Here is a 26440-nt window from a genome sequence, read left to right as displayed (position 1 = left end):
AAAAAAGCCTTGACTCTGTACCTAGATACAGACATTATAATTATATTAGAAGGTGATATTAATGAAAGGTTTATCAATAAGTGTAGTTGCAAAAAAATCTAATGTAAATATTGAAACCATTAGGTATTATGAAAGGCGTGGTTTAATTTCAGAACCACCTAGAACTGAGTCAGGTTATCGAATATTCCCTTTAGAAACTGTCGAGAGGATTAAATTTATCAAACGTTCTCAAGAATTAGGATTTTCCCTCGATGAAATTGAAAAACTTCTAGCAATTACCGAAGATGAAGAGCACTTTGATTCTAAAGAAATTCTTGAATTTGCTACTCGAAAAATTAGGGAGATTGAATTAAAAATTCATGATCTTGAAAAAATGAAATTTGCTTTAGAAGACTTGTCTACTCAATGTCCTGGGCCAGGCAATCCTATTTGTAAATGCCCAATTATTGAAACTTTATCGAAAGGAGGTGTAAAAAATGGCTAAAAGATTAATTGAAGTGTTCACTGCAGGTTGTTATGTGTGTGATAATACTGTAAAGCAAATTAAAGAATTAGCATGCCCTAACTGCGAAGTGGTAGTTTATGATTTAAATAAAAAGTGTGAAACAAATGAGTGCGAAGATAAAGCAAAAAAATATGGAATTCAATCTGTTCCGGCAGTAGCAATCGATGGCAAACTAGTTGATTGTTGTAAAAACAAGGGAATTGATATTGAAATATTAAGGGTAGCTGGATTGGGGCAATAATTACTTTATGGACCAGGGTAATATTTATTTACCAAGTTATTAAGAAATAAAATAATAAGATTAGTGCAACAATTTTTATTGTTGCACTAATCGTATTAAATAAACGTTGTAGTGACTCAATGGAAGCACATTTTGAATAGAAGTAAATAATTTACCCAGCATGTAAAAAACAGGGGACGCTTGTAAAAAATATTGCAGTAAAACATATTTTACTTGATGAACTGATTGAGCAGGTTAGTGATACTGATTATTGATTCAGGATGCAATAGGTAAGGGATTTATCCATGAAATAATTTCTTTGTATTAAATAATATTATAAAGTTAGTATTGTAAAAAGATTAATATTCTTTCTGAAAAACCAAACTTAGATATAGAAACACAAAGAGGCGAAGTCTTCGATCAACTTATGATCGATAGGCTCCGCCTCTTTTTTATTTCAGAATAAAATTGAAAGGAATGAGAACAATGTCAAAATTATTTATGTATGGTACATCATTGGAGGGAATAGAACAGCTGATGGTAATGGTGCCAAATTTTCAGCCAAGAAGAAGTGGTATAGTCATTAATAATTATTTTAACTGTGAAGGAGGTGCAAAAGATTGTAACTGCAATCTTATAAATATTAACAATGGTTGGAATGAATGTGGATACATTGGTTCGGATTTGAAAATTAATGTGGATAGATGTAGATATAAGGATCTAGTCAGAGAATGCTTTGCAAAGATAAATAATTATTATGTACAAGAAAGATTAAAAAGTCTAGTAAGTAAATTTAAGGGTGAAATATTTCTAAATCATAACCATAAGGAAAGATTCTATAATTTTCTACAAAAGAAAAGTTTAGATATCAATGATATATCTCTTGGATATATTACCATTCTTTTTCTTCTAACTGCAGATGAAAGTTTATGGAAAAGTTCAGAAGATATAGTAAGTCAAGGTAAGATTGACCTTAAACAAATATGTCTTAAAGAAATAGATACTGAAGCATATGCCCTATATCAAACTGCAAAAACCATATCAACTGGGAAGGAGTGTATAAAAATTAATGAACTTGCAGATGAAGAATTAATTGATGATATGACTTTTAAAGCAATCATTAACTCTGCATTAATCAATAGATATGGTGCAGAGATATTTTTAATTACTAAATAGAAGGGGGGATTAAAATTTGAATATTACAATCAAAAAATCAAGTGATGATAATAAAATAAAGACCATATGGTTTCCGATGGAGGAAGATAAACTTCAAGAAGTATGCAATGAACTAGGAATAGAAATAAGCACAGGGGCAAACTGCTATGTAGAAGGCAGCAGGGATGAAAGATTTTCAAATATTATGGCTGATAAAAATGTAAATATAGATGAACTAAATTATTTAATGAAAAGATTTGATGGTCTTAGTCCAAAAGAAATAGAAAAGTTTTATGCTACAGCCTTTGCAGAAGAACCTAAATCAATGGCAGATTTAATAAACCTGAGTTTTAACTTACATTGCTACAGCCTTATAAATAACTTTAGTAACTTTAATAAGATAGGAAAGGATCTATACTTAACTGAGAAAATGGCAGTAGCAACTAAAGAATTAGATGAATTAGATGGAGAAGAATATGCAATGGAAGTAATAAAAAGTAATAAAAGTGCTACTGTAACTCCCTATGGTGTCCTATATAGAAACTCAAATGAAGTAGAGCAAGTATATAATGGAAAGCAGTTTCCACCCTATGGCTGGAAAGAATCCATGGCAACAGTTGAATTGAAAGCAAAGGATGAAAGTGAGTTTATATACCTTCCTTGTTCTGATATTGAAATTGAAAAGGCCTTAATGAGATTAGAAGTATCATACTTACAAGACTGTGAAGTTAATATTGATAGTCATAACCTACCTGATAATGTATTAGAAATGATTCCAGAGAATATAAATCCAGTAGAAAAAATAGATACCTTAAATAAAGTGTCCAAGGAATTCATGGAAAAGAAAGGGCATATAAGATACTTTGAAAGACTTATGGACTATGTAAACCCTAGAACCATTGATGAAGTTCTATTATTAGCAGAATCAATGTACGAGTTTGAACTATTTGATGGAATAAAAACTGCAGAAGACTATGGTAGATATATGATTTGTGAGTCAGGACATTTTGAATATGACCATAATCTAGAAGACTATATTGATTTTAAAAGATATGGTGAAGTGAAAATGAAAAATGAATTAGGTACATTTTCTGATAAGGGATATATTATCTACCATGGTTACAATCAAAAGCTATCAAATATACTATCAGAAAATCTTGGTATGAAGATGCCTAAAATAAAAGAGCAAAAGATAATGAAACTATATATGCCCCTAACTGTTACAACCTATGATATAGAAAATGATTATGGCTATAGAGAAAGCTTAAATGAACCTTTGGAATTAGGAAACTATGAAATAGTTGATTATATTGATGAGATCCATGAAGCCATAGAAAGGGATACTCTTCCAGAAGAAAAAGAAAGAGGTCTTATGCACTATTATGATGAACATGACAGTGTAAATGGCAAGGTAGCTAAATATGAATTCTCTGTAGAAATGGTAGATGATGAGTTGATGGGTGTAGCAATATTAACATTAAATGATGACCTAACTACGAAGGAACTTGAGAAAATAAAGGGTTGTGTGACCGGACAAGTTTCTGATGGCTGGGGAGAGGGTTTCGAGCAAAGAGAGATAAGTACTGACATAGGAGATATTTATGTAAGCTTTTGGAACTATAAGGATTGGTTTATAAAATCAGCAGAAGAATTAGGAATAAATCAGGAACAAATAATGGGAGGGATGAACTTTGAATAAAAGAAAGCAGGTGGAGAGAATAAAAGAAAGGTACCCTGTGGGAACAAGGATAGAATTACTTTCTACAATGGATGATATCCAAGGCGTAGAGAAAGGCATTAAAGGAACAGTAATAGGAGTAGATGATATAGGTACAATCCATATGAAGTGGGATAATGGAAGAGGACTTGGTTTAATACCTGGAGAAGATAATTTTAAAGTATTATCTAGACCACAAGAAACTAGTCAGGAACAATCCAATGACCAAGGTATGGGAGGTATGACCCTATGAAGAACTTAGATGATTTAATTAATAGTCTTGAAAAGAATCAGGAAGAGTTAGAGTATTTACAAGATAGATTCAAAGAGTTGTCTGTAAAGGAAAGATCTATCCTAGAGGGAGCAGTTGAGTTAAACAAAGTAAATAATGCAGCTGATTTAATTAACATTACAGAACAATTATATAGATTTGATTATTATCACAATGTAGCTGATGAAAGATCTCTAGGAGAATATGTAGCCAAGTATAAAGAACATGCAAGGGATGAAGCCTTAAAGTTTATTAATACAGAAAAATTAGGCAGAGAATATCATGAAGATTTTCAAGGAACATTTACAAATAAGGGATATGTAATTCCAAGAGGTATTATTAAACAAATATATGACGGTACAAATATAGATGAATTATCTAAAGGGGACTGGGCAGTTAAACTTAAACTATCTAGTAAACATAATCATGAAGGAGTATGGGTAAACTTACCTGATTATGAAAGATCAACTGGAGAACTTGATGAATTAGAATTAGCTTTAGACTCTTTAGGCATAGAAGATGTAAATAAAGCCAAATTAGAAGATGTCAAATGTATACTGCCAAATATTAAAGATTTAATAGAGCAATATGAAAGCATAGAAGAATTAATTATAGATGGAAATAACTTAGGATATTTACTAGATGAATCCTATGATGATAAGGATTTTTTCTTAGAGCATTTTAAATCAGCAATGGAACTAGAAAACTGCACAAGACTTGATTATGCCTTAGATATTTCGCAAAATCTAGACTGTTATGATTATTTACCAAAGACTGCTGATCTTGAAAGATATGGAAGGTTTGTAGCAGATAGGGATAAAATTGTTAAAGATGGTACTATACTTGGAGATAATTTTGACTATGTAAAATATGCTAAAGCAGATATTGAAAAAGAAGAATTAGTATCTTGTAAATATGGATTTATTAAAAGAAATGATGAAAAATTTCATTATCAACTTAGTAAAGAACCAGCTAATATAAGTTTATTAATGGAGTAGTAAAATATAATTAAATTCTAATCGATATCTCCTAAGACTTGTGGTATATTGTGTTCCTTGAAGGGGGTGGGACATATGGATGAGTATAAGGAGATATTAGAAGATGCATTGGTGGAAAGGTTAGAGATGGCATATTTTAAATTAATTGAGGAAAATGAAGAGGTAAAGGAGGCAGTAGAAAGTGTAAAAATATTAAGTAAGGAACTGTATGAAAACAAAGATATTCCAATAGAAGTAAAAAGAAAGATAGAAGATTACAAAGATATATCTAATTTCATAGAAAGGGAAATGCAAGAGTTTATTTATATTGAAGGAATAAAAGATTCAATTAAACTTTTAAAAGCCCTTGGAATCTTAGTATAGCACGGTAGAAAGAAGACCGTGTTTTTTAATACCTAAAAATAGTTAAGGCCGATTGATTACTGTAATTTACAGTTAAGCAATCGGCCTTTTTTTATTTCCATAAAGATTGATAAAAGGAGGAGATGGAGGTGGAAAATGAATTTTTAAAATACCTAAAAGATTATCATACAGGAAAAGAAAAGGCAGCATCCAGTGCATATCTTCAAAACAAGCTTTCTATTAGTAGCAGAACTATCAGAAAAATAGTTAATCAATTAAGAAATGATGGAATCCCAATTTGCAGTGATGAAAATGGCTACTACTATGCAGAGGATACTGATGAAGTTTTAAACAGTATATATCAAATGACAAGCAGAATCAGAGAGATTGCAAGAGCAAAGAATGGATTAGTAAAGTCACTAAAGAGATTTCCTGATAATAGTGGCCAGCTAATCCTTCAAATAGATGGTGGCGAAGAAAAGAGGTGATCTAATATAAACAGTTTTATGAGTTGGATAGGTGGGAAAAAGGCACTAAGAGAATTAATAGTGTCATCATTTCCTCTTTATTATGAAAGATATATAGAAGTGTTTGGAGGTGGTGGATGGGTACTTTTTCATAAACCTCCTGGTAATGATTTTGAAGTATATAACGATTTTAATGGACTTCTAACTAATCTATTTCGTTGTGTAAGAGAAAAGCCTAATGAATTAATGGAAGCCTTATATTTTGTATTAAATTCTAGAGAAGATTTTGCTAGGGTAAAAGATGTACTTTCCACAGATAGTCCTGAAAGTGATGTATTAAAGGCATCTTATTTTTATCAGCTTATTCGATATAGCTATGCCTCAGGACTAACTAGCTTTGGAAGCCAGCCCCACGACATGTGGGTTAACTTTCCCCTAATAGAGCAGGCACATAGAAGATTAAGTAAAGTTGTAATTGAAAACAAGGATTTTGAAAAACTGATAGGCCAATATGATCGCCCTATCAGTTTTTTCTATTTAGATCCACCATATTTTGAAACAGAAAAATACTATAAAAATGTAGGAGAAGGTGGATTTCAAGAAAAGGATCATATAAGGCTTAGGGATACTTTAATGAGTATAGAGGGAAAGTTTCTCCTTTCCTACAATGATTGTGAATATATTAGAGATTTATATGATGCACCAAATATCCAGATTGAAAGCTTTACTAGAATTAATAATATTAAACAGCGTTATGACAATGGTGCCCAATTTTCCGAAATACTAATAGCTAATTATGATATGGAGGAAAGAAAAAACAGTAAGCCATCACAGATAAACTTATTTGAAACAGAAAATGGAATCTAAGAAGAAAAGAAAAAGGAGAGAAAAGATAAATGAAAATTATTAAAGAAAGTTCCAATAAAAACATCATCATACCCTTAGAGGTTTTAAAAGCATCAAAGATATTAAATAGCAGAGATTTAGAGTTAAAGACAGTAGAAAATGGGTTTATAGTAATGAAAGGAACAATGAATGCAATGGAATTAATAAAAATAGCAGAGGGACTTAAAAACTTATCAGAAGATTTAATAACCCATTTAGCAGGAATTTGTGGAAGATGTGATGATTGTTCATACTGTACAAGATTTGAAGAATTTGATGAAATTCTTCTACCAGACTATCTTTTAGAAGAAGCAGGTATCCCAATAAATGCAAAACTTTGTGCTTATACAGAAGAAGATAGTGGTGAAATTGTAGTTATAGAGTCTGATCATAATTATGATATGGCAGATGTACCTCAATTTGTTATAGATATTTTTGAAATATCGGGTGTTTGCATTAGAGAATTAGAGGAAAATTTAATATTGGAAAACATCGTATATGGTGATGAATAGGCTCTAAGGAAATATTTCCATATATAAAACCTTGAAGGGGGTGATGCAAACTAGATAATAAAAGTAAAACCAAAGAAATGGAGGTGCAATATGAGTGGTATTCAGCTTAAAAATAGTTGTATTTTTTATTATGGAAATCCTGCAGGCTATGTAGAAGAAGAAAAGGTAACTTTAGACTCTATGTTTAGAAGTGAAGAGTTAGAAAACTGGATACTGCAAAGGAATCTTATACCTAAGTGGAAGGATGGTGTCTTTGAAAGATTGTCAAATGGAGGTCTAGTCTTTAGTGATGAGGAAGTAAAGGCCTTAAAGGATTGCCGTATATGGCAATTAAAAACTGATGTAAGTCCTGATCGAAAGTTTATAGGATATGAAGAACTTATGGAAAACTTCGGTGAATTAGATAGGGATAATTACAAAATTGTCTATGATGGGGAAATTGAAACCAATGATTTAGAGGAAATTTACACAAAGTTTAATCTAGACCATCCTCAAGAATTTAAAGGGCATTCCTTGTCTATATCTGATGTAATAGAACTTTATGATGGTACAAGCAGTGAATATTATTATGTAGACAGATTTGGCTTTAAGGAAATTGACTTTAAACTTGGGGAACCAAGTCAAGATATGGAAATGACTATGTAAATAAATTTTAGGAGGAAGAACTATATGAAAAATATGATTAAGAAGGTAAATCAACTTATTACAAGAAAGGCAATATCCGTGAAGTTAGCAGTAAGTAATAATAGTGGAGAAGGATATATTGATACTGCAGTAAAGATTCTAATATCAGTTGTATTAGGGGCATTACTCCTGGCAGGTTTGTACCTATTATTTGGTGAAGTAGTTATGCCTACTTTAAATCAAAAGATTCAAGAAATGTTTAACTATGCTGGATAATACAATTATTCAAGGCTTACTTTTTTCTTCTCTGCTTATGGTTGCATCTTATACAGATATTAAAAGAAGGGAAATACCAAATATAATCTGTGTCCTCATTGGTTTGGCTGGACTGCTGGATTTTAACTTTAACAATCTATTTGGAATGGTAATTGGCATACCATTTGTAATAGCAGCAATAATAATAGAAGATAGCATAGGTGGTGGAGATATTAAGCTAGTAGCATCAGCAGGTATAGTCCTTGGATTTTGGAAAGGAATATATGGTTTAATACTAGGACTTAGTTTCTTAGTATTATTTTATTTACTAATAGTCTTAAAATCTAAAGTAATGAAAAAGCAAGTGGCTAGGAATTTACCAATGCCACTTGCTCCCTTTTTAGGGATAGGTTTTATGATTATATATTTTATGATTATATATTTTATGACTTAGGAGGAAATGGAAATGGGATTTATTAAAAATAGAACTGTAATAGGTGTAATATGTATTGTACTTTCTTTAATTATCAGCTTTGGACTAACTCCCTTATTTAATAAAAGTGTGAGCGAAAGGACAGAGATTGTAAGAGCAGTAAAAGAGATAAAATCAGGAGATGAGATCACAAAGGATATGGTTCAGGTAGTTGAAGTAGGTGGTTATAATTTACCTGATAATATTATTAGAACTAAAGAAACAGTAATAGGGAAATATGCATTATCTGATTTAGGAATTGGAGACTATATTTTAAATACAAAGTTATCAGATATACCAGCAGCAGAAAATGCCTATTTATACAACCTTGATGGAAGTAAACAAGCAATATCAATAACTATTAAAACATTTGCCAATGGTCTTTCTGGAAAACTTCAATCTGGGGATATAGTGTCTGTAATTGCACCTGATTATAAAAAGCAGGGTGAAACAGTGATACCAGCAGAACTTAAATATGTGGAAGTAATATCTGTAACTGCTTCATCAGGATATGATGCAAATACTGGAGAACAAATAGTGGAAGATGAGAGGGAACTTCCATCGACAGTAACTCTTCTTGTATCACCAGAACAAGGGAATATCCTTGCAGAACTAGAGGCTGATTCTAAATCGCATTTATCCTTGGTATATAGGGGAATACCTGAAAATACAAGGAAGTTTATTGAAATACAAGAGGAGATTATAGAAGAAATATATGCAGAGCCTGAAGAGGAAGAATTAACTGAAACGGATAATAATGCTAGTAATATAGAAAATACTAGCCAAGAAAAAGAGAAAGAAACTGAGGATAGTGAGGTGGAATAGATTGCTGAATTTCAAGAAAAAAGGAATATTTAAAAGAAATACAGAAGAAAGGGAATATGAAGATATTCTACATGGGGGAGTTTTAGCAGTATGGGGAAGTCCAGGAAGTGGAAAAACAACTCTTGCTACTAAGTTAGCAAAATATCTAGCTGACAAAAGAAAGAATGTAGTTTTAGTATTATGTGATATGACTGCACCAATGCTTCCATGCATTTGTCCACCATCAGATTTGGAACATGAAAAATCCTTAGGAAGTATCCTTGCAGCAACCCATGTAAATGAAGCCTTAATAAAACATAATATGATAACCCATAAAAAGTTATCATATTTAACTATCCTTGGAATGTTAAAAGGAGAAAATGAATATACCTATCCCCCATATTCTGAAAAACAAGCAAGGGAACTTATAGAAAGTTTACGTGAAATAGCACCTTTTATAATTATTGATTGTGGTAGCTATATAGCAAATGATATCTTGTCAGCAGTTGCATTAATGGAGGCTGATTCAGTATTAAGACTGGCTAATTGTGATTTGAAAAGCATTAGTTATCTATCAAGTCAATTGCCACTTCTTAGGGATAGCAAATGGGATGCTGATAAGCAATATAAAATAGCATCAAATTTAAAGCCACAGCAAGGAGTTGAACATATAAGTCAGGCACTTGGATCAGTAGCCTTTAAACTCCCTCATTCAGAAGAACTAGAGGCCCAATACCTTGCAGGAGACTTATTTGGAGACCTATCAATGAAGGATAGTAGATTGTTTCGAAAGGAAATGGAAAAGATAGTAAAGGAGGTGTTTGGGTGTTAGGACAGAAAAGAAATAAATCTATTTTTATAGAGGATATAGAAAACTTTGAAGAACTAGCTGAATCTGATATTAAATCACCTGTTAATAATGAGGATTCAGAGAAACATAAGAGTAAAGAAATAACAAATATACAGTATTCTACAGATAATGCAGAGATACAAAATAAAGATATATCAGTGGATAGTGAAGAAAATAATATATCAGCAAAGTCACAAAGAGAGTTAGGATCTGATAACAGAACCCACTCTCTATTTTTCGCCCCAGAATCAGAAGGTAAAGATTTCTCATCAGTATTAAAAGATGTTCAGGAATATATTTCAAATAATTATTCAATCCTTATAACAGATGAAACTATAGAGGATTCTAAGGAACATCTAAAAAGGTATATCTCAAAATATGTTCAGGATAAAAGAATTTCGGTAAGGGGTATGGATGGAAACAAACTGATAGATGCTCTATATAGTGAAATGGCTGAGTTTGGTTTTTTAACTAAATACATTCATGGAGATGGTATAGAAGAAATTGATATAAACTCATGGAAGGATATTGAAATACAATATTCAGATGGAAGAAGTGAAAAACTTAAGGAGCATTTTGACTCACCTGAACACGCAATCAATGTAATAAGGAGAATGCTTCATATATCAGGAATGGTGCTAGATAACGCAAGTCCAGCAGTCCTTGGACATTTATCAAAAAATATTCGTATAGCAGTTTTAAAAACCCCATTGGTAGATGAAGATGTGGGTATTGCAGCATCTATTCGTATAGTAAATCCACAGAATATGATGAAAGAAGATTTTATAAATGGTGGAACTGCAACCAATAATATGCTAGATTTTTTATCTGAATGTATAAGATATGGAATTTCTGTCTGTGTGGCAGGTGCAACAAGTTCAGGTAAAACAACAATTGCAGGCTGGCTACTTACAACAATACCAGATAATAAAAGGATATTTACTATAGAGAATGGATCTAGGGAATTATCACTGGTTCGTGAGAAGAATGGAAGAGTAGCTAATTCAGTAATCCATACTATTACTCGTGATAGTGATAATGAAAGGCAAAGAATAGATCAGATAACACTTTTAGATATGTCTCTTCGCTTTAATCCTGATATTATTGTTGTAGGAGAAATGCGTGGAGCAGAGGCCAATGCAGCACAGGAGGCGGCTAGAACTGGAGTAGCAGTTCTTACAACTATACATTCAAATTCCTGTGAAGCAACTTATAGAAGAATGGTGTCTCTTTGCAAAAGAGCAGTAGATATGACAGATGAAACATTAATGGGATATGTAACTGAAGCCTATCCTATAGTTGTATTTTGTAAACAATTAGAAAACAAAGAAAGAAAAATGATGGAGATTATGGAATGTGAAATCTTACCTGATGGCACAAGAAACTATAGAACATTATTCCAATATATTATTACTGAAAACAGATTGGAAGATGGGGAGTTTCTAATTAAAGGAAACCATAAACAAATTAATAGTATATCTGAAAGCTTATCTAAAAGATTTTTAGAAAATGGAATGCCCATTGATACAATAGAAAAGCTTAAGAAGAAGGAGGTATAAAGCATATGAGTACCATTTTATTAATCGCCTGTATCGGAATGATTACAGGCTTTTTTATATTATTCAATATCTCACCAATGGACTTTACTGATAGTATTTTTATCAAATTAACTAGTAAGCCTAAAAGCATAAAAGAAGAAATTAATGAGACCACTAAGAGGAAAAGGATGTCCTTTTTAAGAAAAGAAATAACTGAAGTACAAGAAATTTTAAGTATAACTGGAAGGGAAAAGATGTTCCCAATACTCTGTGCATTATCACTTTTGCTTTTTTCAATAGGAGCATCTATTTCCATTATAATTAATAACTATTTTTTAGTACCAGTAATGGCAATAGGCTTTATGTTTATACCCTTTTGGTATGTAAGGCTTACTCAAACTCATTTTAAAAAGGCTATTTCAGCAGAATTAGAAACAGCACTTAGTATAATTACAACTGCTTATTTAAGAAATGAAGATATTGTAACTGCAGTAGAAGAAAATATAGACTATTTAAATCCACCGGTACTGTCTGTATTTAAGGAGTTTATTTCTCGAGTTAGACTGATAAACCCAGACATTACAGCATCTTTACAAGATATGAAACCAAGGATTGATAATGCTGTTTTTCATGAATGGTGTGATGCTCTGATTGCTTGCCAATTTGATAGAAGTTTAAAAACTACCTTAACACCTATTGTCAGTAAACTATCTGATATGAGAGTAGTAAATGGAGAACTTGAAAACATGGTATTTGAGCCAAGAAAAGAATTCATCACTATGCAGATTCTAGTCCTTGGTAATATTCCACTTTTATATTTTCTAAATAAAGACTGGTATCACACTTTGATGCATACCATAATGGGTCAGATAGTCCTTGCCACATGTTTTATAGCTATATTTATATCAACTGCCTTTGTAATTAAACTAACTCAGCCAATAGAGTATAGGAGGTAGATAGAATGATATTTTTAATCTTTATTTTTGGAATACTCCTTGCTCTTGGTTTGTTCTTTATTATCTCTGATTTACTTAAACTTCCAAGATTAGCTACACAAAAAGCTATGCAGTCAGCAGGAAGAGAAGGGAAGCAAAAATCAAAGAATATTGACATATTACTTTTAGGATGGGCAGTAAGACTTTCAAAATATATCCCTATGGATGAATATAAAAAAGCTAGAATGAGAAATACATTAAATGCATCTGGAATAAATATGACACCTGAAGAATATATGGCATCAGCCATTGTAAAGGCAAGTTTAATTGGAATTGGAGTAATTCCAGCACTAATAATACTTCCTCTATTGGCGCCAATAATCTTATTCCTTAGTATAATGACATATTTCAAGGAAATAAAGAAGGCTGATGAGGAATTAAAGGAGAAAAGAGAAAAGATAGAAAGAGAACTTCCCAGATTTGTAGCAACAATTACTCAAGAATTAAAGGCAAGCAGGGATGTATTGTCCATGTTAGAAAACTTTAAGAAAAATGCAGGAGAGGACTTCACAAAGGAACTAGATATATTAACTGCAGATATGAGGTCTTCATCTTATGAAGCAGCCCTTACAAGATTTGAGGCAAGAATCAATTCGCCAATGCTATCAGATATAACTAGAGGATTAATAGGTGTTCTTCGTGGTGATGATGGAACAATGTATTTTCAAATGCTTTCTCATGATATGAAACAACTAGAACTGCAAAGGCTGAAATCAGAAGCAATGAAAATTCCACCAAAAATAAGAGTCTTCTCTTTTATAATGCTTATGTGCTTTATGGGTGTTTATTTATCAATCATTATCTATGAAATTATCCGTTCCTTTAGTGGATTGTTTTAGGGGGTGCTAATATGTTTAAGATACTAAGATCTAATAAAGGAGAAGGATATATAGATGTGGCTATTTTGATCCTTTGTGTAATGCTTGTTATTGCCCTTGCAGTAAAGGTATTTCCAGTTTATATACTAAAGCAGCAAATAGATAGCTTTGCTACAGAACTTGTTAGAGAAGCAGAAATTGCAGGGAGAGTAGGAACTGAGACTACAAATAGGGAAACTTTATTGAAAGATAAAATGGGAATTGATCCAACTGTAAGATGGTCAAAGTCAGGAAGAATACAATTAAATGAAGAAATAACTGTAACTATAAGCTATGAAACTAATATAGGTTTATTTGCAGGATTTGGTTCCTTCCCAGTAACCTTAAGAGCTGATGCAGCAGGTAAATCAGAAGTATATTGGAAGTAGGTGAGATGATGATAAAATTACTAAATAAATTAAAACTAATATTAAAAGATAAAGGTGGTAGTTCATTTCCATTAATAATTGCAGTTACTCTGGCTTTGATAATAATATTTACTGGTATATCTGAATATTTTAGGCTTATGATTATAGCGCAGGGTGTTCGTGATGCAGTACAAGATGCAGTGATTTCTACAGTAAATGATAACTATGATGATGTTTATCATGGAGTTAGGGAAGGATATTCAGGGGGATATCAGCCAGTAGCAGATGATTTTCAGGAATCCCTAAATTATGGGGATATTTATGGCAGACTAGATAATATATTAGGACTAAATCAAAGTGGAGGATACCATATAAAATCTACATCGGATAATAAGATGGAGTTTAGGATTTGGGATTTAGATGTGGTGATAAGGAATGCTCCCATAGCATCAGGAGATATACTAAGTTCAAGGTTTAAAATAGACAGTACTATTATGCTGGAGGTCCCAGTATCCTTTGGAGGCAAACTACTTCCAAGTATGAAAATCAGGATAAAGACAAGTGCTGGTTATACTCCTAAGTTTTAGTAGATGAAAATATTAATAGACTTTTAAAATATCTTGTGGTAGGGTTGGAATTAATAGTAGGGTAGTGGAAAAGATGAAAATAGATGTAGGAAAAGGAGGCAGAAATCTATGAAAGTATTTAATGATAGAACTAAAAAATGGCTTGTAGTTGCAAGTGGTTTGTTAATCTGTGCAGCATTAGTATTTATGATAAGTTCGAAGTTTCAGAAAGAACCAGTAGAAGAAGTAGCACTGCCTAGTGGAGGGGATACTATTAACGATATAATTGTAGAAAAAGATAATGAAATTAATATAGATAAGGGAAATTTAGAAAAGATAGATGATAATACTATAGGCAATGCAGAAAAAGAAGATAAAGAAAAAATAGAGGCTAGTGAAAAAGAGATTAATGTACCGGCTATAAAAGTTTCAGACACTCAAAACAATAAAAATGGAGTAGATAAAGGTACAAATCAAACTATTCAAGGTGATGTAAAGAAAGCAAAAGAACCTACAAAGGAAGAATTAACAGATCCAACTAAAAAACCTGATGGAGAAAAGGTGGAAGAACCACCTAAGAATATAGATCATGATAAGGTAGAAAAACCTGAAGAACCTCCCAAGAAAAAAGATGAGCCACAAGGTGGGGATAAGAAGGATGGTAAAATATTTGTACCTGGATTTGGGTGGATTGATGATGTCGGTGAAGGTGAAGGTACAAAAGTTGATGGTGATGGAGATATAAATAAACAAATAGGTGATATGAATTAAATATATATAACTAAGATATACACTGTAGAGATACAGTGTTTTTTCTTTGTAGAAAGGAGAATTAGATGAGGAGAAGAAGAATATTTTTCATGGTAGTTTTAGTAATATTTAATTTCATAATACCCCTTTCTGTGTTTGCAATTGGAGATGGAAATATAGATTCAGGTGGAGGTGATATGGGAAGTGGGACCAGTGAAAATAAATGGTCATCTGGTTATGATGGAGTCCGTATAACTGTAGTTCGTGCTAGTGATCATGCTATAGTCAGCACACCAATAGATTTTACGAATAAATCTCCAACTAATGTTCGCTTACACTTTGGCAAAACAAGTAAAATAAGCTACAACAATGGAATAACACTATCACCTAGTACTACAAGTTATTCCTTTGTAAACCCAGGGCAAGAAATGCCGAGGATAGTAAGCACAAATGGAAGTAATAATATAGAAGCTATAAAGAAGTATTTCTGTTCAGAATATACAATTAAGAGAATATCAGATATTACTGGTATGAACTACGATATTTTAATCAATGGAGAATACAAATTACTTCTTGAACCCATAGCTTATTATACATTTCAGGGGGTAATGACAGCCACAACTGCAACGGAAGCAGCCATGTATGATGAGAAATTAAGTGGTGGTCTTAGAAGTAAAATGGTATCTTTAAGTCATAAAAATCTTCCCCTTGCAATGTTTTTAGAGGTAGGAGATTTAGGATATCATGCATGGAGTGGGAGTACATCAATCCCTGCTTCAAACTCGGATATTAAGAATTATTTAGGTCTTGGAATTGTTCGATTTAAAGAAAAACCTGAAGAACCTATTATCAGCACATATGATTATGAATATAGAGTAAATACAGAAGTAATTACATCAGTAATGGTAAGTGGTGGACAGTCTGATCCTGATAATCCAACTGATGTTAGCTTTAGTATTGGTGGAAGAACATTTGATGTGGGAAATGTCTATTATCCAAGAGGAGATTCACAACTTGCTTGGGTAAAATGGACAACCCCAAATACAGAGCAAAACATGATTATATATGTAAATGTTAATGGCCCTGGAGGAACTGCTAAATCAACTATAAACATTAAAATTGTAGATTTAGATAAAAACCCTCCACCAAACCCAGTGGCAAATGATAGAAATGATTCTTTCTCCTATGCATCTATTCCAAGAAGAGAAGAAAATACAAATGCTAATTGGTCTATATGGAGTCCATGGTGGTATTCATATTGGGTGTGGCATAGCACTGGAGAAGATTCAGGGTATTGGTGTGATCATGGATGGTGGGAATTTGATTTTAAACAATATAGTGCAAGGCTTTCTGCTGATATGAGAATTATGAATGATAATAAAAATCCTACTGGAAGTGGAAGTAGCTTTAAAAGTGGATACGGTATTAATCAATTAGTAAATGCAAGTATAAGTAGTAATCAAAGTTCAGCAATTACCTATCCTCAAAATGCTATATCATATTTTCCAGAATTCAGATATGAAACTTATTGGAGATTGCTAGATCGAACATCTAATGGTTCAAATCCAAAATTTGAATTTAAGAAAAACAATTATTCAACCTATAAAAATCGTACCCACTTTACTCCTATATGGATGCCTGATGGAGCATATACAGTAAATACTTGGCTTATAGATGCATGGACTCCAGTGGGAATGCTTTCTATAAATTTAACAGATGCACTAACAATAAGGGGAAACCTATGGCAAGATTGGCATATTGCTCCCTTGAAACCTTAAAATCAGAAAAAGAAAGGTGGTTTTTATGAAGAGATACAAGAAGAATGTATTAATAGTTTTGATATTATTGCTGATTGTATTAATAGCTAGTACCACAGCATTTGCTGGAGGTACAGGAGATGTAGCAGGAGCAATCGAAGGTACCTGGGGAGATGCATCCCAGCAAATTAAGACTGTGGTAAACAAGGTGGTGTTCCCTGCAATTGATTTAGTTTTGGCAGTGTTTTTCTTTGCTAAACTTGGCATGGCTTATTTTGACTACAGAAAACATGGCCAGTTTGAGTGGGCAGCACCAGCAATTTTGTTTGCTTGTTTAGTGTTTACCTTAACTGCTCCAACATATATTTGGACAATACTTGGGATGTAGTGGTGAAATAGAGAGTGAGCAATCCAATCATAAATTTGAAGGATTACTCACTCTCTCATCATAATTAACATTAGTTTTAGTGGAATTGGTATAGACCCATAAAGTGTATATCAATAATAGGAGTTTACTCCAAGTCTTGAATATTCATTTTGTCAAGTTGGGAACGAAGTTTCATTTTCTCACGACAACCAAAATAAATCCCAAGTAAGACAATGGTCGGAATATTACTAATTAGAAAGGTTGAAGCAAATAGCATGAATATCTCGCCACTCTTCATTCCCTCAAAAACAGCAATACTAAAAATCATCAATAAAGAATATAGAAATGTGATTGTTGGAAGTATAAGTCCAAACCACTTGCTCTTCTTTTTAGATAGAAATATTTGAAGAAAAATTCCTCCAACTAACAATAGCATCACAAGAAACAACATTATAGTTACGTTTTTCATATTATTCAGCTCCTTTAACTTTTTTGTATTCTGAAATTAATAGTTTAGCAGTTTCAAAGTCCACCTTATCGTTTAAAGCTAATCGCTTGACTAAAGAGATGTAAGGTTCGTTTGCAGTATTTTCGCTTATTTGAATTTTTTGTATTAATTTATCAAGCCTGAGTCTTACGGTGGGGTAAGTAACTTCATATTGATTAGCAATCTCCTTTAGTGAACCTGAAGCTAAAAGAAATTTTTTGATAAATGATACATCTTCATCATCAAGGTTAATCATCCATTCGGGCACAACATCTATTGCCATATTAAAACCTCCTTTAATAATATTTAATATATACCTTAACATTATTAAAGTCAATATTAAACACTATATAAACATAAGTAAAAATAAAGGATGGATTAACAGCAACTACTAAGAAAATATAGTAGCTATTAGTCTATCATATAAAAGAGAATGCACTTTTTAAAGGAATTGAGGTGATAAAAATGTTTATTTGGGATTTTATATTAGGAGATGTAATGAATCAAATAATAGATTGGGCCTATGGTCAAATTGTAGGATTTCTTGCTGATTTCTTTGCTAATATGGGAAATATGGGAGTAGAACTATTTGAAATGAGTTGGGTACAGTCTATTGTTCTATTTTTCTCCTATCTTGCCTGGTCATTATACGGAACAGGTCTTATAGTATCAGTCTTTGAAACAGGAATAGAATATCAAAATGGCAGAGGTAGTATCAGGGATGCAGGCTTAAATGCTATAAAAGGATTTATGGCAGTAAGTCTGTTTACCATTGTACCAATAGAATTATATAAATTATCTGTTAATCTACAAGCAAGTTTAACTGCAGGAATCACTGGGTATGGCACTGGAATTAATGAGTTAGCTTCAAGTATTATTGCAAATCTAAATACTGTAGGAGATATTACTAGTGTAGGAAGTTCAGGAATATTTGGAGGACTTTCCATGATAACAAGTCCATTTATGGCTCTATTTATAATTGTACTAATGGGTTATGCAGTTATTAAAGTGTTCTTTGCTAACCTTAAAAGAGGTGGAATTCTCCTGATACAAATAGCAGTAGGAAGTCTGTATATGTTTTCTGTTCCTCGTGGATATATAGATGGATTTATTCAATGGTCTAAGCAGATAATTGGTCTTTGTTTAACTACATTTCTACAAGCAACAATACTAACAGCTGGTTTAATGGTAGTAAAAGATCACGCATTATTGGGTCTAGGTTTAATGTTATCAGCAGGAGAAGTGCCAAGAGTTGCAGGAGCATTCGGACTAGATACATCAACTCGTGCCAATGTAATGAGCGCAGTTTATACAGCACAAGCAGCAGTTAATACAACTAAGACCATTGTTCAAACAGTACCAAAATAAATTGGAAAGGTTGTGTTTTATGAAACTAATATTTGTTGCATCTCCCTATGCTGGAGATGTAGAAAAGAATATAGAATATGCTAAAGAGGCTTGCCGATATGTATTAAATGAAGGTAATGCCTTTTTTTGTCCCCATCTTCTTTATCCTCAGATTTTAGATGATGATAATTTAGAAGAAAGAAAACTAGGAATTAATATGGGGAAAGAATTTCTAGATAAGTGTGATGAACTTTGGGTATTTGGTAACTGTATTTCAAGTGGCATGTTTGAAGAAATAGAATTTGCTAGGAGAAAAGGGATACCTATTAAAAGAATAATGGAATTAGATATGCAAACAAATGAATTGGCTCCTTTAAGGTTAGGAATGTAATAATGCTTACCTTGGGGAGTCTTTTTGATGGAATAGGAGGATTCCCCCTTGCTGGTCTATACAATGGAATTATACCTATATGGGCAAGTGAAATAGAAACTTTCCCCATTAGAGTGACAAAAGTTAGGTTTCCTAATATGATTCATCTTGGAGATATTACTAAATTAAAAGGGGAGGAATTACCTTCTGTTGATTTAATTACTGGTGGCTCACCTTGTCAGGATCTATCTGTTGCAGGGGAAAGGGCAGGACTAGCTGGTGAACGATCAGGACTGTTTATGGAACAGATTAGAATAACAAAAGAAATGAGGTGGAGAGATGGAGAGGGAAGAAAAGCAAATCACCTTATTCGACCTAGATACTTCCTTTGGGAAAATGTCCCTGGAGCCTTTTCAAGTGCAGGAGGAGAAGACCTTAGGGCAGTCCTCGAGGAGACAGCGAAGATTGCAGACAGCAGAATATCTATACCTAGACCTCCGAAAGGGATATGGAAATCTGTTGGGACCATCCTGGGAGATGAATTCTCCATTGCTTGGAGAGTACTCGATGCTCAATACTGGGGTGTCCCCCAAAGAAGAAAAAGAATCTTTCTTGTGGCAGATCTTGGAGGACACACCGCGGCAAAAATATTATTTGAGCAAGAGGGCTTGTTTGGGGATATTGAGAAGATCCAAGGAAAGAGAAAAGGAACTGCCAGTACAACTCAAAAAAGCATTAATGATTCAAGCTGGAATAGAAGTAGAAGTGTAGAACCAATAATATGCCTAAATGATCAAGGTGGAGAAAGAATGGATTTAACAGAAAATATTACGGGAACCTTAAGAGCAGGTATGGTAGGAAACCTACCTATAGTTTTGAATCATGATTGCATGGACAAGATATATAAGCATCCACAAGAATTATTTGAAAATCATGGAAAAGATTGTAGATATAATGGACCACTAACAGTGGCACCAACAATATCAGCATCCTATGGAACTGGTGGAAATAATGTACCTTTAGTGTCAAATAAAATAGATAATAAGGGCTATTGTATATCAGCAAATATAATAGGAAGACAAGATCACAATGGTGGAAATGGATGTGGATTTCAAGAAGATGTTAGTTATACTCTAACTACAACTGATATACATGCAGTCTACAATCCACTTAAAACTTATGAAAATAATCTTGTTAGGAGACTTACCCCACTTGAATGTGAAAGGCTTCAAGGTTTTCCTGATGGATGGACTAATATTGAAAAAGCATCAGATAGTGCAAGGTATAAGGCATTAGGTAATAGTGTAGCGATCCCTTGTGTAGATTTTATTATGCGAGGGATTGCTTATTTTTTAAGAAAAGAAAAGGAAGAAGGAGATGAATAAATAATGTATATGTATCCTGATAATCTAAAAGCAAAGGCAACACTTTGGCTATGGGAATTAAGAGATATTGTATTTATTGGGATAGGGCTTATTATTTCTGTGTTTGCCTTATCGCAATTAGGATTCATGCCACCAATTGTTATAACATCAGTATATGCATTTTTAACTATACAATTTGAAGATACTAGCATCTTAAATTTTATCAGATATGCTTGTAACTTCTTTATTATTAAGCAACAATTATTTGACTGGAGGTTATAAAATGGGAAGAAAACAGAGAAAGAAAGAGAAACAAAAAGAATCAACAAGGGAACTCATTGGCATTGATGAAATCACAGATTATAGTCTTAAGACTCCATATGGAGAGTTAGTGTATTTTAAAATCCACCCAACTAACATTTCAGTACTATCAGATGAAAGTATAACTGCAAGGATTTATGCATTAATGACAGTATTAAAAGGAATAGTTGAAATTGAAATGCTTTGTCTTAATTCAAAAGAGAACTTTGAAGATAATAAGCAGTATTTAAAAAGAAGAATAGAAATGGAACAAAATCCTGCTATAAGAAATTTACTAAAGCAAGATAGTACGAATCTTGATAGAATGCAGGTACAAATGGCAACTGCTAGAGAGTTTCTAATTATAATAAGACTTAAAGATGAAAAGGAATCAAATATCTTTCCATATTTATCAAGAATAGAAAAGAATTTAAAAGATCAAGGTTTTGCCACTAGAAGAGCAGATAATCAAGATATTAAAAGACTTCTTGGAGTCTATTATGAACAGAATGTAACCACAGAGAAGTATGAGGATTATGATGGGGAGAGATGGATTGTATTGGGGGATATGTAAGATAAGGAAATATTGAGTTTATTTAGTAAAAATTATATAGTACAATGATTATAACAATAAAGTTGTGAATTAAGAGAATATTGGGGGGAAGAAGATGCAGACAACAATTTACATGATCAGGCATGCAGAATCACCTTTTGTATTTGGGAAAGAGAAAACAAGAGAGTTATCCAAAGAAGGATTAGAAAAAGCAAAAAGAGTGGCAGAAATATTTAAGGATATAGATGTTGACCTTATTGCCTCAAGCTCCTATAAAAGAGCCATTCAAACTGTAGAATATCTGGCGAATAAGAGAAATTTACCTATTAATAAATTTGAAGAATTACGAGAAAGACCGATAAAAGGTTTAGACTATAAGTTACCTTGGGATGAATTGGTGAAAGCTATAGAGAAATCTTTTGACGATATAGATTATTCACTTAGGGGTGGTGAGTCTACTAGAGAGGCTCAGGAAAGATCTATACCGATTATGGAGAAGTTACTTGATGAATTTAAGGGTAAAAGTATAGTTATTGGAACACATGGAAATATAATGACAATTATAATGAATTATTATAATAAAGAATATGGATTTAATTTTTGGAATAGCACTTCAATGCCAGATATTTATAAATTAAGTTTCGTATCAAACGAATTAAAGAATGTTGAAAGACTATGGGATCCAGAGTTATAAGATGTATACCATTATCTGAATACTATTGATAAAGTTAGGGGGGAAACTATGTTGCTTTATGATACTATCAATTTAAATGATCAGGAAATTTATTTACATCTAGATAAAACTGCCGATGAAAATAAAGAGAAGGGATATGTACCTGCATACTATTTTACTATTATTAGAAACATAGATGGATATGAAGTTGGTAAATGCGATTTACGGGTAGGACATAATGAGAATACTAAATATGGTGGAAATATTGGGTATGAAGTCTTTGAAGAATTCAGGGGAAATCGTTATGCATCAAAAGCTTGTAAGTTGCTATTTCTGCTGGCTAAAAAACATGATATGGATAAAGTAATTATAACTTGCAGCCCTGAAAATATTGCCTCTAGAAAGACATGTGAATACAGTGGTGCAGAATTTATAGACATTGTAGATGTTCCACCATGGCATGAGATGTATAAAATAGGTAGGAAGAGAACCTGCCAATATGTGGTGAAATTATAGAGTATGAAATCTATATCTTTAGAGAGATATGCACAATAAATATTTGTATATTAGAATAAGGAGATTAATAAATGGATTCTAATTATCTAATTGAGACTAAAAGATGTATATTACAACCCCTAAGCAAAAATGATATCAATGAAGCAGTAGCATTGTTTATTAACCATGGTGTAAGGAAACATTTGGGAGGAGTCATACAGATTGATGCAGCAATAGAAAAGCTTAATAAATGGATTACTGCTGGTGATTCCTTGTATCTTTCTGTTAGACTAAAAAATAGTGGAGAATTTGCTGGGATTATTGATATATCAACTTATCACGAATCTATGAACAAAGAATTGTCATATCAATTCTTACCATCGATGTGGGGAATGGGATATGCATATGAAGCAATACATTCAGTAATCGAATATTGTTCAAACGTATTGGATATAAAATATCTAGTATCTGAAACACAAACTGAAAATATTAGATCTTGTAGATTACTCCAAAAACTAAGGTTTAGATTAAAGGATAAAATAAGGCGATTTGGGACTGAACAATCAATATATGTACTTAATTTAAATGAAATGAGGTGAGGAAGAGTGTCAAGTATTTACTTTTTTAGAGGTAAGGCAGCTACAGGCAAAACAACTATAACTAACATATTGAGTAAGAAAATAAATGTTGGGGTATTGAGAAAAGATGATATATTTGATGTTATATCACAATATATAGGGGATAATTCAGATAATAATAGAGTAACCCACGATTTGCTAGCAAGGTTAATTCAAACAAATATAAATAACAATACTGATTTAATAGTAGATATAGGATTATATAATAATACTCATTGGCACACATTTCAATCCAAGATAGATTTCAAAGAATGCAAGGTTTATAATTTCTTGTGTGATTGTACAGATAGGATTATTTGGGAGAACCGGATTAGAGAAAGGTTAAATAATCCTACTCCAAATCAATATTTTAAATCTGTAGAACAAGCTGAATCCCACTATGATTATAATGATATGAAACTTTTGGAACATGAGTATTATATTGATAGTTGTAATAGCTTAGAAGAGATTTTAGTCTATATTCGTAAGGTAATAAATGAATAGGGATATATATTATAATAATAGGGGTGTATTATTTGTTTAAGGTAGAGAATCTTTGTGCAAGCGTTATCAGTAATATAACATATGATGATAGTCCTAGTTTTTCAGGAATTATTGCAGGTGAATGTACAGGAGAAATGTGGGTTGATGATTTTAAGAATCCCAATATTGCACTAGTATTTTCATTTGCAGTAGGTGGATTTTCCATATTAGGGGAACTTCCTAATATAGAGTCCTATAATGAATTTGCAATTTTTATAGTGGAAGATATATTTGTACAATTAAAAGATAAAGGCATTGATTATTTTGAGTTTTCTATTGAGTCGAAAGAGGCAAGGCCATATATACTTGACATATTTAAGAATAGAGTAATTCAAAGTGAGGATGAATATACTTTTCGAAGGGATTATAAGTATGATAAAATCACTACAACTCCAGTTAGTTATAAAATATTTAAAGTTGATTATGAGTTTTTAGAGATGTTGGAAACAGGAGAATTTGTAAATTAGGAATTTTTGACAGAGCGATTATTGATGTCTTGGAGTACGTATGAAAACTTTTTAAGTAAAAGCGTGGCTTTTGTAGCAGTTAATAAAAATAAAATCATTGCAGTAATTATTGGAACAGCCAGATTTAAAAATATAATTTCAATTGATATTGAAACAGAAAATGAGCACAGGAAAAAAGGTGTTGCATTAACACTAATTCGCTACTTTGTAAATGAATGTATGGATAATGGGTATGTAGCTCAATGGGATTGTATGGATTCCAATATAGCTTCAAATAGAATAGCAGAAAAAGCAGGCTTTGAATTTATTAAAAAAAGTCCAGTGTATTGGTTTGAAATTTAAGTTGATAGTATGATAGATCAACCTCTAGGAGGAATAGTAATGGAACGAATATCATTTAAAAATTCAAGATCCTTAAGATTAGTAGGAAATCTATATTCATCTAATTCAAAAACTATAATCATAATGTGCCATGGGTTTATGTCTGATAAATATTCAAAAGGCCGATTCGACAAGCTCGCTACAGCCTTTAATAAGTGTGGTTTTGATGCTTTAGTCTTTGATTTTAGTGGTTGTGGAGAAAGTGATAATGATAGCTTAACTATTGAAAAAGAAGTAGATGATTTAAAATCTGCAATTTCACATGTAATTTCAAAGGGATATGAAAGAATTGCTTTATTTGGATATAGTCTTGGAACCTTAATTTGCTTGAAGAGTTATATTCCTGAAATAGTAACAATGGTTTTATTAGGAGCTTTAACTGGTCCTATGAAATACAATTGGGATGAATTCTTTACTCAAGAGCAAATGAAGGAATTAGAGGAAAATGGATCCATAACAGAATACATATCCGGAGGAACACGAAATAAGATTATAATCGATAGAAAGGTAATAGAGGGATTTGAACTAATTGATCAAGGGGAATTATTAAAAGAGGTTAAGTGTCCAGTTTTAATAATTCATGGAGATGGTGATGAGGAAGAAAGTTTACTTTATGAAAAATCAAAAGTAGCGATTAATCTACTTTCAACTGATTCACGAATAGAGGTTATTAATGGAGCAACACATAGTTTTTTGGATTATTTTGATATGGTAGTCAAATTGTCAACTGACTGGATTAAAAAGCATCTTTGATGGAATGGTTTCATATTTGTTATTGACGATATATTAAGAAATTATTTATAAGTAAAACAATACAGCTAGCTTCTTATTTAAAAAGATAAAAGGTATTCGTTGAGGAGGAATTTAAGATGAATAAAATTACATGTATTTGTTTAGGTGTACGGAATATGGAGAAATCCATAAGATTTTATAGGGATGAACTAGGGTTTCAAACTGATGAGAAAGACAATAATCCCGATGTAATATTTTTCAATACTCCCGGAACAAAATTTGAACTATTTCCCTTGGGTTTATTAGCAAAAGATATTAGTGAAGAGAATACCCCCAGAATAGCTAATGGTTTTGCTGGAATTACATTAGCATATAATGTTGAACACAAAGAAGATGTTGATAAAATTATTGAATTAGCTAAAAATGCCGGTGCAAAAATAGTCAAAGAACCCCAAGACGTTTTTTGGGGTGGTTATCATGCATATTTTGCTGATTTAGATGGATATTATTGGGAGGTTGCTTGGGGGCCCAACTTTAAATATGATGATGACGGTTTACTTGTTTTTTAAACAAACAGATCTTATGAAAAGTATTATTTTATATTTGATGAGAATAAAAAATATAGTTGATTTCCCAACAAACCCATAGAATTAAGATATATAAATCATATTTATTATATTTGATAAAATGAAAGTTATACCCAAAATATATATAGATAGTTGCAGAATAGAGTTTTGAAATTATCTAAGGTTATCCACAAAGGGAAATTTAATTCAATAAATAAATATGCTCGTTAATTTTGGAGAATCTAGTTATACACAGAAAAAGGGCATAGA

The 26440-nt window shown here is 32.1% G+C and carries 39 protein-coding genes; 37 read left to right on the top strand and 2 right to left on the bottom strand.

The features are described from left to right. The first annotated feature begins 61 nt into the window (after positions 1–61). From TICRE_RS02080 to TICRE_RS01965, 24 genes are all read left to right on the top strand, one after another. Entirely contained in the window at positions 62–484 is a 423-nt protein-coding gene (locus TICRE_RS02080) for a MerR family transcriptional regulator (RefSeq protein WP_075724642.1), read from the top strand. After that, a complete protein-coding gene (locus TICRE_RS02075; RefSeq protein ID WP_075724640.1) occupies positions 477–746 on the top strand; it encodes a thioredoxin family protein in 270 nt (89 codons plus the stop codon). Before TICRE_RS02080 ends, TICRE_RS02075 begins: the two co-directional genes overlap by 8 nt. Positions 747–892: 146 nt before the next feature. Continuing rightward, positions 893–1000, top strand: a complete 108-nt coding sequence (locus TICRE_RS13710; RefSeq protein ID WP_158016387.1) for a hypothetical protein — start codon at positions 893–895, stop codon at positions 998–1000. A gap of 211 nt (positions 1001–1211) precedes the next feature. Further along, entirely contained in the window at positions 1212–1901 is a 690-nt protein-coding gene (locus TICRE_RS02070; protein WP_075724638.1) for a hypothetical protein, read from the top strand. A gap of 16 nt (positions 1902–1917) precedes the next feature. Beyond that, positions 1918–3579: an antirestriction protein ArdA gene (locus TICRE_RS12920; protein WP_084191742.1), complete on the top strand. Its 1662-nt coding sequence runs from the start codon at positions 1918–1920 to the stop codon at positions 3577–3579. Next, positions 3572–3850 carry a DUF4314 domain-containing protein gene (locus TICRE_RS02055; protein WP_075724636.1) on the top strand — a complete coding sequence of 93 codons (279 nt, stop codon included), beginning with the start codon at positions 3572–3574 and terminating at the stop codon, positions 3848–3850. The genes TICRE_RS12920 and TICRE_RS02055 overlap by 8 nt, the downstream gene beginning before the upstream one ends. Beyond that, a complete protein-coding gene (locus TICRE_RS02050; protein WP_075724634.1) occupies positions 3847–4866 on the top strand; it encodes a hypothetical protein in 1020 nt (339 codons plus the stop codon). The genes TICRE_RS02055 and TICRE_RS02050 overlap by 4 nt, the downstream gene beginning before the upstream one ends. A 75-nt stretch (positions 4867–4941) precedes the next feature. Continuing rightward, positions 4942–5229, top strand: a complete 288-nt coding sequence (locus TICRE_RS02045; protein ID WP_075724632.1) for a hypothetical protein — start codon at positions 4942–4944, stop codon at positions 5227–5229. A 128-nt stretch (positions 5230–5357) separates the two neighbouring features. Next, entirely contained in the window at positions 5358–5696 is a 339-nt protein-coding gene (locus TICRE_RS02040; protein ID WP_158016383.1) for an HTH domain-containing protein, read from the top strand. Between the two features lie 18 nt (positions 5697–5714). Then, positions 5715–6542, top strand: coding sequence for a DNA adenine methylase (locus tag TICRE_RS02035; RefSeq protein ID WP_075724628.1), 828 nt, complete (start codon positions 5715–5717; stop codon positions 6540–6542). Between the two features lie 29 nt (positions 6543–6571). Continuing rightward, positions 6572–7072: a hypothetical protein gene (locus TICRE_RS02030; RefSeq protein WP_075724626.1), complete on the top strand. Its 501-nt coding sequence runs from the start codon at positions 6572–6574 to the stop codon at positions 7070–7072. 90 nt (positions 7073–7162) lie between these two features. Then, entirely contained in the window at positions 7163–7717 is a 555-nt protein-coding gene (locus TICRE_RS02025; protein ID WP_075724624.1) for a YodL domain-containing protein, read from the top strand. Positions 7718–7741: 24 nt separating this feature from the next. After that, complete coding sequence (locus TICRE_RS02020) at positions 7742–7972, top strand: DUF6133 family protein (protein ID WP_075724622.1); 231 nt, start codon at positions 7742–7744, stop codon at positions 7970–7972. Next, a complete protein-coding gene (locus tag TICRE_RS02015; protein WP_084191740.1) occupies positions 7962–8405 on the top strand; it encodes a prepilin peptidase in 444 nt (147 codons plus the stop codon). Before TICRE_RS02020 ends, TICRE_RS02015 begins: the two co-directional genes overlap by 11 nt. A gap of 12 nt (positions 8406–8417) precedes the next feature. Further along, a complete protein-coding gene (cpaB, locus tag TICRE_RS02010; protein ID WP_075724620.1) occupies positions 8418–9248 on the top strand; it encodes a Flp pilus assembly protein CpaB in 831 nt (276 codons plus the stop codon). Position 9249: 1 nt separating this feature from the next. After that, positions 9250–10059, top strand: a complete 810-nt coding sequence (locus TICRE_RS02005) for an AAA family ATPase (protein ID WP_075724618.1) — start codon at positions 9250–9252, stop codon at positions 10057–10059. Continuing rightward, complete coding sequence (locus tag TICRE_RS02000) at positions 10053–11636, top strand: CpaF/VirB11 family protein (RefSeq protein WP_075724616.1); 1584 nt, start codon at positions 10053–10055, stop codon at positions 11634–11636. The genes TICRE_RS02005 and TICRE_RS02000 overlap by 7 nt, the downstream gene beginning before the upstream one ends. Before the next feature lie 5 nt (positions 11637–11641). After that, positions 11642–12571 (top strand): type II secretion system F family protein, encoded by a 930-nt coding sequence (locus tag TICRE_RS01995; RefSeq protein WP_075724614.1) that lies wholly within the window; start codon positions 11642–11644, stop codon positions 12569–12571. 5 nt (positions 12572–12576) lie between these two features. Next, entirely contained in the window at positions 12577–13449 is an 873-nt protein-coding gene (locus TICRE_RS01990; protein ID WP_075724612.1) for a secretion protein F, read from the top strand. An 11-nt stretch (positions 13450–13460) separates the two neighbouring features. Then, positions 13461–13856, top strand: a complete 396-nt coding sequence (locus TICRE_RS01985; protein WP_075724610.1) for a DUF4320 family protein — start codon at positions 13461–13463, stop codon at positions 13854–13856. A 5-nt stretch (positions 13857–13861) separates the two neighbouring features. Further along, positions 13862–14422: a hypothetical protein gene (locus TICRE_RS01980; RefSeq protein ID WP_075724608.1), complete on the top strand. Its 561-nt coding sequence runs from the start codon at positions 13862–13864 to the stop codon at positions 14420–14422. Between the two features lie 108 nt (positions 14423–14530). Then, on the top strand, positions 14531–15172 hold the full coding sequence (locus TICRE_RS01975; RefSeq protein ID WP_075724606.1) for a DUF6550 family protein: 642 nt from the start codon (positions 14531–14533) through the stop codon (positions 15170–15172). Between the two features lie 65 nt (positions 15173–15237). Beyond that, positions 15238–16929: a hypothetical protein gene (locus tag TICRE_RS01970; RefSeq protein ID WP_075724604.1), complete on the top strand. Its 1692-nt coding sequence runs from the start codon at positions 15238–15240 to the stop codon at positions 16927–16929. Between the two features lie 25 nt (positions 16930–16954). Further along, on the top strand, positions 16955–17296 hold the full coding sequence (locus tag TICRE_RS01965) for a DUF3852 domain-containing protein (protein ID WP_075724602.1): 342 nt from the start codon (positions 16955–16957) through the stop codon (positions 17294–17296). A gap of 124 nt (positions 17297–17420) precedes the next feature. On the opposite strand, the gene TICRE_RS01960 is transcribed toward TICRE_RS01965, so the two are convergent. After that, positions 17421–17744: a hypothetical protein gene (locus tag TICRE_RS01960; RefSeq protein WP_075724600.1), complete on the bottom strand. Its 324-nt coding sequence runs from the start codon at positions 17742–17744 to the stop codon at positions 17421–17423. A 1-nt stretch (position 17745) separates the two neighbouring features. After that, a complete protein-coding gene (locus tag TICRE_RS01955) occupies positions 17746–18045 on the bottom strand; it encodes a DUF2089 family protein (RefSeq protein WP_233120121.1) in 300 nt (99 codons plus the stop codon). A gap of 182 nt (positions 18046–18227) precedes the next feature. Here TICRE_RS01955 and TICRE_RS01950 point away from each other — a divergent pair, with 182 nt between their 5' ends. From TICRE_RS01950 to TICRE_RS01890, 13 genes are all read left to right on the top strand, one after another. Further along, entirely contained in the window at positions 18228–19130 is a 903-nt protein-coding gene (locus TICRE_RS01950; protein ID WP_075724598.1) for a conjugal transfer protein TrbL family protein, read from the top strand. Between the two features lie 19 nt (positions 19131–19149). Beyond that, positions 19150–19500: a DUF7768 domain-containing protein gene (locus TICRE_RS01945; protein ID WP_075724596.1), complete on the top strand. Its 351-nt coding sequence runs from the start codon at positions 19150–19152 to the stop codon at positions 19498–19500. 2 nt (positions 19501–19502) lie between these two features. Further along, a complete protein-coding gene (locus TICRE_RS01940) occupies positions 19503–20864 on the top strand; it encodes a DNA cytosine methyltransferase (protein ID WP_075724594.1) in 1362 nt (453 codons plus the stop codon). A 3-nt stretch (positions 20865–20867) separates the two neighbouring features. Further along, positions 20868–21125 (top strand): hypothetical protein, encoded by a 258-nt coding sequence (locus tag TICRE_RS01935; protein WP_075724592.1) that lies wholly within the window; start codon positions 20868–20870, stop codon positions 21123–21125. Between the two features lies 1 nt (position 21126). Then, positions 21127–21717: a hypothetical protein gene (locus TICRE_RS01930; protein ID WP_075724590.1), complete on the top strand. Its 591-nt coding sequence runs from the start codon at positions 21127–21129 to the stop codon at positions 21715–21717. A 94-nt stretch (positions 21718–21811) separates the two neighbouring features. Beyond that, the gene (locus tag TICRE_RS01925) at positions 21812–22390 is read left to right on the top strand and encodes a histidine phosphatase family protein (RefSeq protein WP_075724588.1); all 579 of its coding nucleotides are present in this window, start codon (positions 21812–21814) and stop codon (positions 22388–22390) included. 48 nt (positions 22391–22438) lie between these two features. Further along, positions 22439–22885, top strand: a complete 447-nt coding sequence (locus TICRE_RS01920; protein WP_075724586.1) for a GNAT family N-acetyltransferase — start codon at positions 22439–22441, stop codon at positions 22883–22885. Positions 22886–22956: 71 nt separating this feature from the next. Beyond that, entirely contained in the window at positions 22957–23463 is a 507-nt protein-coding gene (locus TICRE_RS01915; protein ID WP_075724585.1) for a GNAT family N-acetyltransferase, read from the top strand. A gap of 6 nt (positions 23464–23469) precedes the next feature. Then, positions 23470–23985: an AAA family ATPase gene (locus TICRE_RS01910; protein ID WP_075724582.1), complete on the top strand. Its 516-nt coding sequence runs from the start codon at positions 23470–23472 to the stop codon at positions 23983–23985. Between the two features lie 32 nt (positions 23986–24017). Beyond that, positions 24018–24491 (top strand): hypothetical protein, encoded by a 474-nt coding sequence (locus TICRE_RS01905; protein WP_075724580.1) that lies wholly within the window; start codon positions 24018–24020, stop codon positions 24489–24491. 24 nt (positions 24492–24515) lie between these two features. Next, entirely contained in the window at positions 24516–24833 is a 318-nt protein-coding gene (locus tag TICRE_RS01900) for a GNAT family N-acetyltransferase (RefSeq protein ID WP_143583007.1), read from the top strand. A 39-nt stretch (positions 24834–24872) separates the two neighbouring features. Next, complete coding sequence (locus tag TICRE_RS01895; RefSeq protein ID WP_075724576.1) at positions 24873–25625, top strand: alpha/beta hydrolase; 753 nt, start codon at positions 24873–24875, stop codon at positions 25623–25625. A 116-nt stretch (positions 25626–25741) separates the two neighbouring features. Further along, positions 25742–26173, top strand: coding sequence for a VOC family protein (locus TICRE_RS01890; protein ID WP_075724574.1), 432 nt, complete (start codon positions 25742–25744; stop codon positions 26171–26173). Positions 26174–26440 lie beyond the last annotated feature (267 nt).

Origin of the sequence: Tissierella creatinophila DSM 6911 (assembly GCF_001940565.1) — a bacterium.
GTDB classification, from domain to species: Bacteria; Bacillota; Clostridia; order Tissierellales; family Tissierellaceae; genus Tissierella_A; species Tissierella_A creatinophila.
This window is presented reverse-complemented; position numbering and strand designations above follow the sequence as displayed.

Coding starts and splice junctions, on each gene's coding strand:
- TICRE_RS02080 (WP_075724642.1), top strand. CDS start 62: ATGAAAGGTTTATCAATAAGTGTAGTTGCAAAAAAATCTAATGTAAAT.
- TICRE_RS02020 (WP_075724622.1), top strand. CDS start 7,742: ATGAAAAATATGATTAAGAAGGTAAATCAACTTATTACAAGAAAGGCA.
- TICRE_RS01965 (WP_075724602.1), top strand. CDS start 16,955: ATGAAGAGATACAAGAAGAATGTATTAATAGTTTTGATATTATTGCTG.
- TICRE_RS01970 (WP_075724604.1), top strand. CDS start 15,238: ATGAGGAGAAGAAGAATATTTTTCATGGTAGTTTTAGTAATATTTAAT.
- TICRE_RS02030 (WP_075724626.1), top strand. CDS start 6,572: ATGAAAATTATTAAAGAAAGTTCCAATAAAAACATCATCATACCCTTA.
- TICRE_RS01950 (WP_075724598.1), top strand. CDS start 18,228: ATGTTTATTTGGGATTTTATATTAGGAGATGTAATGAATCAAATAATA.
- TICRE_RS02050 (WP_075724634.1), top strand. CDS start 3,847: ATGAAGAACTTAGATGATTTAATTAATAGTCTTGAAAAGAATCAGGAA.
- TICRE_RS01975 (WP_075724606.1), top strand. CDS start 14,531: ATGAAAGTATTTAATGATAGAACTAAAAAATGGCTTGTAGTTGCAAGT.
- TICRE_RS01925 (WP_075724588.1), top strand. CDS start 21,812: ATGCAGACAACAATTTACATGATCAGGCATGCAGAATCACCTTTTGTA.
- TICRE_RS01895 (WP_075724576.1), top strand. CDS start 24,873: ATGGAACGAATATCATTTAAAAATTCAAGATCCTTAAGATTAGTAGGA.
- TICRE_RS01985 (WP_075724610.1), top strand. CDS start 13,461: ATGTTTAAGATACTAAGATCTAATAAAGGAGAAGGATATATAGATGTG.
- TICRE_RS02075 (WP_075724640.1), top strand. CDS start 477: ATGGCTAAAAGATTAATTGAAGTGTTCACTGCAGGTTGTTATGTGTGT.
- TICRE_RS01900 (WP_143583007.1), top strand. CDS start 24,516: ATGTCTTGGAGTACGTATGAAAACTTTTTAAGTAAAAGCGTGGCTTTT.
- TICRE_RS01960 (WP_075724600.1), bottom strand. CDS start 17,744: ATGAAAAACGTAACTATAATGTTGTTTCTTGTGATGCTATTGTTAGTT.
- TICRE_RS01955 (WP_233120121.1), bottom strand. CDS start 18,045: ATGGCAATAGATGTTGTGCCCGAATGGATGATTAACCTTGATGATGAA.
- TICRE_RS01935 (WP_075724592.1), top strand. CDS start 20,868: ATGTATATGTATCCTGATAATCTAAAAGCAAAGGCAACACTTTGGCTA.
- TICRE_RS02025 (WP_075724624.1), top strand. CDS start 7,163: ATGAGTGGTATTCAGCTTAAAAATAGTTGTATTTTTTATTATGGAAAT.
- TICRE_RS02015 (WP_084191740.1), top strand. CDS start 7,962: ATGCTGGATAATACAATTATTCAAGGCTTACTTTTTTCTTCTCTGCTT.
- TICRE_RS01890 (WP_075724574.1), top strand. CDS start 25,742: ATGAATAAAATTACATGTATTTGTTTAGGTGTACGGAATATGGAGAAA.
- TICRE_RS02045 (WP_075724632.1), top strand. CDS start 4,942: ATGGATGAGTATAAGGAGATATTAGAAGATGCATTGGTGGAAAGGTTA.
- TICRE_RS01920 (WP_075724586.1), top strand. CDS start 22,439: ATGTTGCTTTATGATACTATCAATTTAAATGATCAGGAAATTTATTTA.
- TICRE_RS01940 (WP_075724594.1), top strand. CDS start 19,503: ATGCTTACCTTGGGGAGTCTTTTTGATGGAATAGGAGGATTCCCCCTT.
- TICRE_RS01980 (WP_075724608.1), top strand. CDS start 13,862: ATGATGATAAAATTACTAAATAAATTAAAACTAATATTAAAAGATAAA.
- TICRE_RS01930 (WP_075724590.1), top strand. CDS start 21,127: ATGGGAAGAAAACAGAGAAAGAAAGAGAAACAAAAAGAATCAACAAGG.
- cpaB (WP_075724620.1), top strand. CDS start 8,418: ATGGGATTTATTAAAAATAGAACTGTAATAGGTGTAATATGTATTGTA.
- TICRE_RS02035 (WP_075724628.1), top strand. CDS start 5,715: ATGAGTTGGATAGGTGGGAAAAAGGCACTAAGAGAATTAATAGTGTCA.
- TICRE_RS01995 (WP_075724614.1), top strand. CDS start 11,642: ATGAGTACCATTTTATTAATCGCCTGTATCGGAATGATTACAGGCTTT.
- TICRE_RS02070 (WP_075724638.1), top strand. CDS start 1,212: ATGTCAAAATTATTTATGTATGGTACATCATTGGAGGGAATAGAACAG.
- TICRE_RS01990 (WP_075724612.1), top strand. CDS start 12,577: ATGATATTTTTAATCTTTATTTTTGGAATACTCCTTGCTCTTGGTTTG.
- TICRE_RS01945 (WP_075724596.1), top strand. CDS start 19,150: ATGAAACTAATATTTGTTGCATCTCCCTATGCTGGAGATGTAGAAAAG.
- TICRE_RS01915 (WP_075724585.1), top strand. CDS start 22,957: ATGGATTCTAATTATCTAATTGAGACTAAAAGATGTATATTACAACCC.